At 33.0% G+C, this 12709-nt stretch carries 6 protein-coding genes; 4 read left to right on the forward strand and 2 right to left on the reverse strand.

Going from position 1 to position 12709, the window contains the following annotated elements; translation table 11 throughout:
* Nucleotides 1-554: 554 nt before the first annotated feature.
* Nucleotides 555-1568, reverse strand: coding sequence for a LacI family DNA-binding transcriptional regulator (locus JHL18_RS03435; RefSeq protein ID WP_200266236.1), 1014 nt, complete (start codon nucleotides 1566-1568; stop codon nucleotides 555-557).
* A 191-nt stretch (nucleotides 1569-1759) separates the two neighbouring features.
* Nucleotides 1760-6577: a galactose-binding domain-containing protein gene (locus JHL18_RS03440; RefSeq protein ID WP_200266237.1), complete on the reverse strand. Its 4818-nt coding sequence runs from the start codon at nucleotides 6575-6577 to the stop codon at nucleotides 1760-1762.
* Nucleotides 6578-7104: 527 nt separating this feature from the next.
* On the opposite strand from JHL18_RS03440, the gene JHL18_RS03445 reads away from it, so the two are divergent.
* The 4 genes from JHL18_RS03445 (at nucleotide 7105) to JHL18_RS03460 (ending at nucleotide 12452) form a co-directional block, all read left to right on the forward strand.
* Entirely contained in the window at nucleotides 7105-7788 is a 684-nt protein-coding gene (locus JHL18_RS03445) for an ABC transporter ATP-binding protein (protein WP_200266238.1), read from the forward strand.
* Nucleotides 7785-10304, forward strand: a complete 2520-nt coding sequence (locus JHL18_RS03450; RefSeq protein ID WP_200266239.1) for an ABC transporter permease — start codon at nucleotides 7785-7787, stop codon at nucleotides 10302-10304. The genes JHL18_RS03445 and JHL18_RS03450 overlap by 4 nt, the downstream gene beginning before the upstream one ends.
* A 215-nt stretch (nucleotides 10305-10519) precedes the next feature.
* Nucleotides 10520-11221: a response regulator transcription factor gene (locus JHL18_RS03455; protein ID WP_200266240.1), complete on the forward strand. Its 702-nt coding sequence runs from the start codon at nucleotides 10520-10522 to the stop codon at nucleotides 11219-11221.
* A complete protein-coding gene (locus JHL18_RS03460) occupies nucleotides 11208-12452 on the forward strand; it encodes a HAMP domain-containing sensor histidine kinase (RefSeq protein ID WP_200266241.1) in 1245 nt (414 codons plus the stop codon). Before JHL18_RS03455 ends, JHL18_RS03460 begins: the two co-directional genes overlap by 14 nt.
* Nucleotides 12453-12709 lie beyond the last annotated feature (257 nt).

Here is a 12709-nt window from a genome sequence, read left to right on the forward strand (position 1 = left end):
GAGATATGTTATAAAGATAAATCACTTTATAGTTTATATCTTAGGAGTTCAGTTGGGTGCTGATGTAGGATTCCATTACTAAACTTAGTTATACTTATTAGAAAAGCACTGCTTTTTGTGATTTTCGCTTAGGTATGAATTAATAGTTGAAGTTGGAACCTCATATACCTAAGAATAATAGATTGAGTAGATATAAAGTGATTTATCAATACATATTGCTGGTGAAAATTAAATAGTTATTCACTTTATGTTTGTTTGAAAATGCCAGCTTAACGGTATTTTCAAGCATACATTTAAATAGTGGTGCTAAATCTCTATGTCCCCCATAGAGTTGCCTCCTAGATTAATTTCTAGGAGGTTTTTATTTTTATATTGCGTTTAGTAGAGGTGCGCAACTCTATGATTAAATTCATGATTTTTAGAAATTGAATATTTTTATCTCAAATAAAAAAATAATACCTCTAAAATTAAATGCTAATGTCTTAAGAACAATCAGCATGCTATTTAGAGGTAATAATCTTGTAAACTTTTAATGAAAAGTAGAATTAAGAAGGTCATTTTCTAGGCATAGTTGAATTTCTTTCTATGAGTATAGGGTCATATACTTTTCTATCAAAAGTGTCTATTCCACGTAATTTTTGAAGAAGAATTCTTATTGCATAGTCAGCCATTTCTTTTCGTGGTTGACGCATTGTTGTAATAGGAATGATATCTTTATTTATTAGATTGTTTTCGTATGTAATATCATCAATACCTATTACAGAAATATCTTCAGGAACTTTTATGTTTCTTTCCTTACAAGCTCTGATAAATGCACTAGCTATTATATCACTAAAACAAAAAACTGCAGTAAATTTATTGCTATCTATAAAATTTAAAGATGCCTGATAAGCTTCTTCGAAGGTATAGTTTCCTACTGCTATAAGAGATTCATCTTGAACTATATTGTTATCCTTTAAAGCTTTTATGTATCCATTCATTCTCTCTATAGAATGAATAAAAGATCTATTGGACATAATATGGCCGATTCTTTTATGGCCAATGTTTATTAGATAGGAGGTAGCATCATACCCAGCTTGAAAATTATTGGTGATAACATGAGCAATTCCTGGAACGTCAATGTAGCCAAATAGAGAAACAATAGGGATATTGTTATCTATGAAGGCTTTTAACTCATTTTCGGTAATACGGAAGTTTCCAACAAAAACTACACCGTCCACTTTATCTTCAAGATCTTGAAGAATATCAAAATTGGGCTCAAGGCCGTAGGTAGTATTTAATCTACAAAATAACACTTTATAGCCAAGATGTTCGACTTTTTCAAAAATGCTCTCAAGAGCAGGAAAATAAAAATAATCTGATATATGACACGAAGCTATCACACCTATTGTATTAGTGGTAGTTCTATTTTCTATCAAATTAGTATTTGGCTTATAGTTGAGTTTTTTTGCTGCTTCCATAACCTTTTTTCGTGTTTCTTCACTTATTTTTTTATTTCCGTTCATTACTCTAGAAACGGTGCTGCTCGATACTCCAGCTTCTTTTGAAACATCAGATAATGTAACCATTTAAATCCCTACTTTACATTTAAAATTATTTTTATATTAGTAAATGATAAACTATAAATACCTATGAGTAAGTTTAAGAGTTATGTGTTTATTAATGAAACTATTGGCACATTTTTATATGTACCAATAGCTTCAACAATTTTATTTACAACATTATACCATATTATTGAATTTTATGGTTGTATAAACAGTTACTTTGTAAGTTCAAACCAATTAAGATTGAAGCCTCCACCACTAGCATAAACTCGTAAGGTTTGAGTGCCTGCGGTTAGAGTTACAGGAGATGAATTAATAGTGGTCCAAGTGTTATTAGTATTTACACCAGTAGTAGCTAGAATCGTATTTCCTAACTTCAATTGTATCTGCGCACCAGTGTTCCAACCATTTACTCTGTAGTTTAAATTATAAGATCCAGTACTTGGAATATTTATAGTATAATCCATCCAGTCACCTGTATCTATCCACCCTACATTCTGACCGCCATCTATATCGTTGCAGGCTTCTGTTCCTATATCACTCATTGCTGTATAGCTTTCTGCTTGGATTTTTAGTGATGTTGGTTGCGCATTTATAGTGATTATTGAAGATGCAATATCTGAATCTGTCATACCAGATTTATATGCTATTGCTTTAACTGTAGTTGTCTTAGATACTGTAAAGGCACCTGTATAAATTGTTCCATTAGTAGCTGAAGGAGTAGAGCCATCAGTGGTATATCTTATACTTGAACCTGAAGTACTATTGCTTATATTAACTGTTTGAGAGGTACTATAAGTACCAGTTGCAGGTGTGATTACAGGTGTAGAGAGCTTAGTACTATTTATTGCCGTGCCGTACGCTTCAAATTCCCATAAGGAATAACCATATCCTGTTGTTCTTGCAGTTCCATACATCCGTACATATCTTCCTGTGTATGGAGTGGAGAAGGTTATATTTTCTATTCCTCCAGTTCCGCCAGTCTTTATATAGGCATCAGCCCAATTTGTATTATCATTAGAAACCTGAATCTTATAATCTTTTCCGGCAGCAGTTTCCCAGTTGAGTTTAGCCCCTGTAAGGTTATAACTTGAACCAAGATCTATTGATATCCACTGAGGATCACTATACTGAGATTCCCATCGGGTATTTATATTGCCATCAAAGGCGGCAGAGGCTGTATTTCCACCAAGGATAGAGTAGGCGGTTGCGGTTTTATTTAATGCTAAGTTTGTGTTTGTAGGTGAAGTAGTAATTGTAATAGTAGAAGTTGAAATATCTGAATCTGTCATTCCTGATTTATAAGCTATAGCTTTTATAGTTGTAGTTGAAGATATAGTAATCGGAGCTGAATAAACCGTACCATTGGTTGATGAAGGCGTAGAGCCATCGGTAGTATATCTTATAGTTGCTCCAGAAGTATTATCAGTTATTGTAACTGTTTGAGAAGTTACATAGGTGCCAGTAGTTGGTGTTATCGCTGGTATAGATACCTTATCCTTTACTGAAATCACGTAGTTAACACTAGTTGAGTTAGAATCATTCATAAGCTCTTTAAATCCTTTAGCTTTTAAGGTAGTATTTTGAGATACGTTTATTGCTCCTGTATATTTTTGTGAAGAAGCATTAGGTTCTGTTCCATCTGTGGTGTACCTAATAGTTGCTCCTGGTGTCTGAGATGAAATCTCAACTAACTGTGCAGAGCTATAAGTTCCACTAGCAACGCTAAAGGTAGGTGCAGAAACTTGTCCGTTTGCAGCAGGAGGTTGAATACCGTTTTTAGGATCAGCCACTACTGTTTTCATAGAAGGGACTGTTACTGTACCAACTATATTGCCAGTAGTATCTCTAAATACAACATATTGAGTTGTGCTAGTTGGGTTCCATATATTAACCGTATACTTTCCATTTTTAACAAAAGCCTGATAAGTGGTCCAGTTAGATGACCATATATCTGAGGTACGAGTTCCGAAGGCATCCATGGCGTGAATAAACCAGTAGGTGTTTGGCCATTCCTTTTGTCCATTAGCATCGTCGGCTGCAATCTTAGAAGGATCCCATTTTGCTATAGTAGCAGTTGGATCACTCAAGGCTTCAAAAGGCCAGATAACATGATACCAACCATTTTCAGCTCCACCTTTGTCTTTTACAAATGAATCGTAAGTTCTTTTTGCAGCAGCAGAATTTAAACCAAAGTATGACATATAAGGTGCTACTGGAAGCCAACCTATACCGTATATGCAGTTAGGATCAGTGGAAAAATAAGTACCGTAAACATTCTTACTTCCCCAAACCTGACCTGCTACGCCATGAGTATAGTTAGCTGGGAAGCTATCTTGATCATAGTCGAACCAATAGTCTAATACGGATTTTGTTTCTACAGTATATACCCACATACCTGCATCTCTGTATTGAGCATTATTAGTAAGAACACCCCACAAATATTCACCTGCATATGCAAATAATGCTTCTGAGGTAGCTTCTTGATTATTTCCATCATAGCTATCTCCATAACCACCGGCCCAAGATACACCTTCATAAGGGTCAAAGGCTCTTACATATGGATACATAGAATCATTGCGGGAAGGATTTCCTATATCTTTTATAAGCTCTTCAACCATGCCTCCATAATCGTTCAAGTAATCTTTATCATAGGAAGCCAAAATGGCAGATGCATAAATGAAATATCCCCATACATAGTGATGATCAGACATCCATTTGGCCATACCATGATCTCCGCCATCACCTAGCATTGTACCCCATTCAGGAGAGTAATATAGGTAGTAAGGATAGTCGTTTGGATATCCACCACTATAAGTAAGCCAGTTAGTTAAGATTTTCTTTAAAATAGATAAAGACTTGTCACGTATTGCGGTTTCACCTAATTGATCAGCAATTAGAATAGCTTGACTTAATGGTTGAAGGTTTTTGCCTTCCCAGTAAGGATCGTCCCACATATAGTTGTTTTCAAGCATTGAATTTGTATTGTTAAGATAGCTTATAACATCTGCCTTATTGTAAGTGCTAGAATCTGAAGGAATACCAAACTGCGGTATTATTCCTGTGAATTTATCCTGCATAAAGAATGAGTTTCCCTCATGCACCTTCATCGTTCCTCTTATATAAGGATAAGTGTAGGAAGTTAGTGTTGTAGCCGAGGTAATGCTCTTCCACTGATTTGGGAGTAATGCTAATAAGGTATCTGAGGAGAAGCCGCTACGTTTTAATTGAGTTGTAGAATTATAAGTAGTAGTAACCATGCCAGTAGCGTCATCACACTTAAAAGTAGCTTTAGTATCTGTCACGAAAGCATATGCATGTTGATAGTAATAGTTTAAATTAGCATTAGAAGGAAGGGTAGCAATGGATAAATAATTTTCTCCGTTTCCAAGCTGAATAGTAAGTTTACTTCCTGTCTTTTTGAATACTGTTCCATTTGGAGCAAATATACCATAGGCTCTGATTTTTGTACTGTTATTGCAATCAACGTTAGTAACTTCAACACCTAAATGATCTGCAGTTACTGTTGCACCATCAGATGCTAATATGGGGTTGTTCTTGTCATCAAAAAATCTTGTTGAAGCATTTAAAGTGATAAAAGGGGAGTTAGCATCTGTAAATTCATTGTATAGATAAGGGGAGCCTTTAACCATTGTTGTTTTCAGCTTAAAAGTATCATCATCGCTTAGCACTGATCTTACAGAGTAATCTCCGTAACCATCAACTTTTGCAGACATTTTCATTGGATCTATATTGCTTGCCATAAGATAAAAGTCAGGTGCACCGGCGGTACTTATAGTTTTTCCATCGGAACTTACAAAACCTGCTCCAGGATTCATGATGCTTAGACCTTGATCTGTATATTGAGTTCTAAAAGGTAGGGGAACTATGCCATCGCTTAAGCGTTTTATTAAGATTGATTGCCACCAGCCACCAGATGGAATAGGTGTTTTTAGATTTGCTGTTTTATATTCTGGATATATAGGTGAGTAGCAGGTTATATCGTTTGTTTTATAACTACCAGCGCCAACACTAACAACCTTTGATACAGGCATGTCAGGTATATGAACAGCTGGAGTTGGATCGCCATTAACGAAATCATATATTTCGAATTCGTATAAGGAATACCCAAAAGCTGTACCTCTTGCAAAACCATACATTCTGACGTAACGACCACTAGCCTTAACCTTTATAGTTTCCACACCACCTTGTCCATAAAGTTGGCGGTAAACAGTTTTCCAATTAGTGTTGTCATCTGAAACTTGTATATCGTAGGATTTTCCGTAGGCAGATTCCCAGCTTAACACAATAGTACCTATAGTATGAACGGTGCCGAGGTCTATGGATACCCATTGAGGATCCCATGACTCAGAGGACCATCTGCTAGTTACATCTCCATCGTTTACTTTTCTTGCGGATACTATATCAGGGGCAGTTGACCAACTAGGTACTTCCCAAGTAGATGCATTGGTAGGTTTATTTAAGGCAACGTTTACAGGGGCAGGTGGTTGAGGTGTAGTATAGTCACCATATACTTGAAATTCATATAGAGAGTAACCATAATCGGATAAAGCACGTTGTGTGCAGTATACACGAACATATCTACCTGTTCCAGATAAAGTTAAGTCGTTAACACCGCCTGTGCCTGAGGTTGTAGAATAGATTGATGTCCAAGTGTTGGCATCGCTTGAGGTTTGTATTTGGAATGATTTTGCATAAGCGCCTTCCCAGCTTAGATATACGCGATTAATATTTGCAGTAGAGCCTAGATCTACGTAAATCCATTGAGGATCCATCTGCCATACACTGGCCCAGCGAGAATTGATATTTCCATCTACTGCTTTATCAGTGCTGTTAGAGCCTTCAGTAGAAGAAGCAAGTACTGGTTTTCTGAGAGATAATAAAGGTGAGCCAGCAGCTTTTGCAATCTTTGGTGTGCCGCATATTACCATGGTCATAATCATGGTAAATACAATAGAAAAAGATAATATACTCCTAAATTTCTTTGCCTTTAGAGGCATAATCCGAAACATTTCTATTCCCTCCAATTATATTTATTTAATTATTATGCAATGTCCAAGTACTGTGTTGAAATTAAGTAGAGTCAATTCTTAAAGTTGATAAAGATCAAAAATCCTCCTTTCATAAATAATTCAATAAGAAAAGTTAATGAATTTATGGAAAATATTTCATTTAGTAATTTCATTATATTGTATTGTGCATAGATTTGCAACGATATAAACATGTTTTTGTTTATTAGAAAATGATTGCATTAAATTATATATTTTTGCACTAATTTGCATAAGGTGCTGAGCTGACATTAAGGCTAGGAGTTTATTGTTTTAGAAAAGCAGATATACATTTAAGTTAACTTAGTGCATAAATTACAATATTGTAATTTAAGATTTTAGCTAATTGTAATTTTAGTATTTTATGATAAAGGTATAGAAATTAGTTATCACTGTTAAATCGGTAGGATTTCTGTGAAAGAGAACAAAGTAATTATGTAAATTAGGTATATGAGACTTAGGAAGATAACATATATAATTTGGAGGTAATCATGGAGATATTAAGAGTTGAGAATCTAACAAAAAAATATGGAAAGGGAAATAATGAAATTGCTGCATTAGATTGTGTGAATTTTTCAGTAAATAAGGGAGAGTTTCTAGCTATAGTTGGACCTAGTGGGTCGGGAAAAAGTACTCTACTTCATCTATTAGGAGGAGTGGATAACCCGACTTCAGGTAAGGTTTATATAGATGGTATAGACATATATGGATTAAAAGAAGAAGAACTATCTATATTAAGAAGGCGTAAGGTTGGTTTTGTTTTTCAGTTCTATAATTTAATACCTGTGCTTACAGCAGAAGAAAACATAACAATGCCTGTATTATTAGATAATAGAAAGCCAGACAAAAAATATATAGAAGAAATTTTAGAGATTCTTGGAGTGAAAGATAGAAAAAATCACCTTCCGTCAGAGCTATCAGGGGGACAGCAACAGAGAGTATCAATTGGGAGAGCTTTGGCTAATAAACCTTCTATAATACTAGCAGATGAGCCAACAGGAAATCTAGATACGAAAAATTCCAAGGAAATAATGGAGCTTTTAAGATATTCGGTAAAGAAATATAACCAAACCTTGATACTTATAACTCATGATTTAAACATAGCTAAGATGGCTGATAGAGTTTTAACTATAGTTGATGGAAAGATTGTTAATAATGAGGTGATGAATATATGAGAAAATATTCTGATATAACATCAAGGTACTTAAAAGAGCATAAGAAAAGGACCATATTAACTATCCTTGGAATAATAGTTTCTATAACTATGTTTTCGGCTATAGCCACAATATATTACAGTAGTATTAATGGTAGAATTCAGCAGGTAAAAGATCAGTTTGGTAATTATGAGGCGAAATTTATTGACCTCAATAAGGATAAATTAGAAGTAATTAAGAACAATGCGCAGATAAGTTACGGTGGAACGGAAGCAGATTTGGGGGAATTTTCATTTAAGTTAAACAGCAATGCAGAAAATAAGAAACTTCTTAATGTCATTGCTTATGATAAGGAAGCTTTTGATAGTGTATTTAAAGTAAAATTAGTGAATGGCAGATATCCTAAAGCTAAGGATGAAATAATAGTAGAAAATAGATTATATAAGCTTTTGAAAGAGAAAAATGATAATCTTTCTGTAATAGTAAATATAACTACTCAGGACGGAAAGATATTAGAAGAAGTTAAAAAATATACTGTTGTTGGAGCTTATGAGAACGAAAGAATTATGAAGAATGATTCGTATAGTGCTATCAGCTACTTAGATAAATTAGAGCAAGGAGAAAGCTATAATTACTATTCTACCTTAAAGGATAAAAAGAGTAAGATTAGTGTTGGCAGAGAAGTAGCAAAGGATTCAGATTGTAAGGTGGAATTTAATAATGACCTATTGTACTTATATGGACAAGGTGAGATTTCTATGAGAAATGATGCACTGATAAAAATGTTTATTACCATAGTAACCTTTGTGGTTGTTTGTACAGTAGTTGTTATATATAATGCCTTCAATATATCTGTTGCTGAAAGAATAAAGCATTTTGGAATACTTAGATCCATTGGGGCAACTAAAAAGCAGATAAGAAGATTGGTGTTTAAAGAAGCAGCATTCATGAGTATAATATCTATTCCAATAGGTATTATAGCAGGATACTTAGGTATATATATAACCTTTCTTGTGATAGGGGATATTGAAGAGATTATGGGTGGTAAGCCAACACTGTATCCACAGGTTATAATATCAACTATAGTATTAGGAATAATTACTGTTTTTATTTCAGTACTTATACCAGCCATAAAAGCTTCAAAGGTCTCACCAATAGAGGCTGTTAGAGGTACTGCAACAGTTAAAAGAGAGAAGCTAAAGAGAAGAAGAGCGGTGCTAACAAAGCTATTATTTAAGTTTGAGGGGCAAGTTGCTTATAAGAATATAAGAAGAAGCCCAAAGAAGTTTTGGATAACTATAGCCTCGCTTATGGTATCAATTATAATGTTTATTTTCTTCTCTAATTTTATAAGCTATATTAAGATTACTACTGGAGAAATATATAAAGCTACTGTATTTGACTCTATGTTCTCAAAAAAAGGTGCAGAAGGCTTTAATGATAGCTTTGTAGATGAGATTAAAAGCTATGATGGGGTAGGTGAAGTATTTAAAATGAACCTTACTCCAGCAACTATACCTGTTGACAAGGATAGAATAGATAATAATTATTGGAATAAGACAGGACAAAAGGATCAACTAACACACTATAAGGAAAAGGCGTTGGTTTCTTCAGCAATAATAAGTTATGACGAGAATGCCTTTAAATATGTTAAGGATAAGCTTAAAGCAGGAAATCCAACTTATAATGACTTGAAAAATGGAGTTATAGTGATAAATACAAGTAAAGGAGTTTCATCAAAGGGGAAGATAACCTATAGTGATTTAACTAATTATAAAGTAGGAGATAAAATTAAGCTGCCAGATATTAATATTGACAAGTTAAATGGCGATAAGCTTCAAGAAGCAAAGATATTAGTTGATAAAGATAAATATACTGACTTCACAGTGGTTGGGGTAGTAGAGGAAGAGCCAGTATTTCATGAAACTTTAGTAAATAGTGTGATGTTTATTTTGTCTAATGAAAACTATTCAAAGCTATTAAGTACTAAAGATTATAATAATATAGCTTTAAAATTTACCAATAAAGAAGCTAGTGAAAATTTATTTGATAAATTCTCTGCAAAAGCTGAAAGTTTAAATAGTGAATATAGTGACTTGTTTAAACAGATGGATAAGACGAGAAATTTATTGTTTCAAATATCAGTGTTAATTTACGGCTTTATAACACTAATAAGCCTTATAGGTATAGTTAATATAGTAAATATAATAACTATAAACCTTCTTGTAAGAAAGAGAGAATTCGCTATTTTTAAAGCCATTGGAATGACAAAAAAACAATTTAGAAAGCTTGTTTTACTTGAAGGAACTTTGTATGGAATACTAGCTTCCATATTAGGTGTTATAGTTTCTTATGGTTTGGTAAAATGGCTCATGGCTCCTATGAATAATGTAATTGATGTAGCATATAAGCAAGATCCGTGGTCTTACATCCTTGGAATCCTTGGGGTCATAACAATAACCTTCTTAGCAGCACTTATACCGCTGAGAAGATTAAATGATATGAATATTATGGAGAGCTTAAGGCTAGAAGAATAGAGTAACTAAAAATATAAAAGTAAGAAATAAAATTTAACTTATGCATAGTCAAAGATACTGAGGTATTTTATATGCATAGGTTGAATTTTTTTACATAAAACACAGTTAGTTGATATAATAAAGATATCATTGATTTAAAGTAGTTACTTCATTTTGAGAACTTATAAGATGTTTTTTACATGAGAAGTATGTTTTTAATGGGAAGGGAGATATATATGAATATTTTACTTGTGGAAGATGATATGGCATTATCAATGGGGATGGAATATGCATTGAAAAAAGAAGAGTTCCAAGTTAAGGTATGCAAGAACCTTAAAGAATCAAGAATGCAATTTAGTGATGATATAGATATTATTTTGTTAGATATAATGCTGCCAGATGGGAATGGGTATGAGTTTTGTAAAGAGGTAAGAGAAAAGAGTAATGTACCTATAATATTTATGACCGCCTTGGAAGAGGAAAGTAATATTGTCATGGGATTAGATATAGGTGGAGATGATTACATAACTAAGCCAGTGAGGATAAAAGAACTTGTATCTAGAATAAACGCAGTTATGAGGAGAAGAGGGCTAGAAAAAGAATCTGATAGTTCAAGACTAATATCTGGAGACATAATAGTGGAGCCTTTGAAGTGTAAGGTTTATGTAAATAAAGTAGAGGTTCAGCTTACTACTGCAGAGTATAAGCTTTTACTTCTTTTGATGGAGAACAAAGGAAATGTATTACCAAGGAATACAATACTTGAAAAGCTTTGGGATTGTGATGGAAGCTTTGTAGATGGGAATACTTTAAATGTATATATAAAGAGGCTTAGAGAAAAGCTTGAGGAAGATATAAAAGCAAGTAGATATATAGAAACCATAAGAGGTTTTGGATATAGGTGGAAGGAAGAGGTAAGGAAGAATGGAGCTCTTTAATAATAGAGAAATTAAGAGATTTACATTTAAATTCGCCTTTCTATTTTGTTTACTCTTAATAGTTGTTCTTGCACTAAATCTTCATACTATGAATAATTTGAATAAAGAAATAATAAGACAAAATATTTCAGTAGTAGGAGCACTAGTAAAGGAAAATCCACAAAGTGAGGAAAACATAGTTAAGAACTTTACAAGAAACTATGAAAAAGACTATGAGTATGGATTAGATGTATTAAATAAGTACTCTTACAATGAAACCCTAGAAGCTTATAAAAATCCAGTAATGATGAAGGCTTATGGAACTAATATAAGAAATATGCTCATAGTGCTAACTTCTACTGGAGCTGTTATCTATCTGATATTGCTACTAGATATTGGGCAGATTTTAAAAAAGATAAAAGAATTTTCATTAGCTGCAGAAAGAATTGTAGAGGGGGATTTTTCTACTTATTTTGATGCTGATCATGAAGGTGATATCTATATTTTAGGGCATCAATTTAACCAGATGACCATAAGACTTAGGGAAAGCATAGAAAAGTTAAATAAAGAAAAGTTGAACTTAAAAGATATAATAGCAGATATAACTCATCAATTGAAAACGCCTTTAGCTTCCTTGATAACCTTTAATGAAATAATGAGAGGTGATCAGGATATGGATCAACAGGAGAAAAATAAGTTTTTAAATATGAGTAAAAGTCAGCTTGATAGAATGGAATGGCTTATAAAAAGTCTGTTAAAGCTAGCTAGGCTAGATGCAGGGGTAATTAATTTTAATATGAAAAAAAATAAGTTGAAAGATACAGTTTTTAGAGCATTAGAAGGAATAGAAGTTAAAGCAAAAGCTAAAAATATAGAGGTTATGGTCACTGGAGATGAATCATCAACTCTTATTCATGATAAAGAATGGACTGGAGAAGCTATTTCAAACATAATAAAAAATGCTGTTGAGCATGGTAGAGAGGATGGATATGTAAAAATTCATTGGGAGGATAATCCATTGTTCATAGAATTTAATATTGAAGATAATGGAGAAGGAATATCAGAAGATGAACTTCCAAGAATTTTTGAAAGATTTTATAAAGGTCAATCTTCTACTAATCCTAGCAGCATAGGTATTGGGCTATATATATCAAAGAACATAATAGAAGCTCAGAATGGCAACATAAGGGTTGAGAGTAAAGAGGGTTATGGAACTAAGTTTACTATAACTTTTTTAAAGCATGTTATATAAAGATGTATACGCTGTAAGTTAAATGTATATTTATAGTTAATTCTCTATAAAAGCTAATTAACTACATAGGTTATTTCTAAGTAGTGAAAGTTGCATGTCTATATAATAGATATAAAGAATTGTAATTAAATTTATAATTACAATTAATACGATTATAACTTTAAGCTTATATAATATTATTTATATAGACAGATTAGAATCAGGTTAAGATAAAAGCAATAATGCTGATTTTTATAAAAACATATGAAAGTAATTAC

It is taken from the genome of Clostridium yunnanense (genome assembly GCF_016595795.1).
GTDB lineage: Bacteria > Bacillota > Clostridia > Clostridiales > Clostridiaceae > Clostridium_AR > Clostridium_AR yunnanense.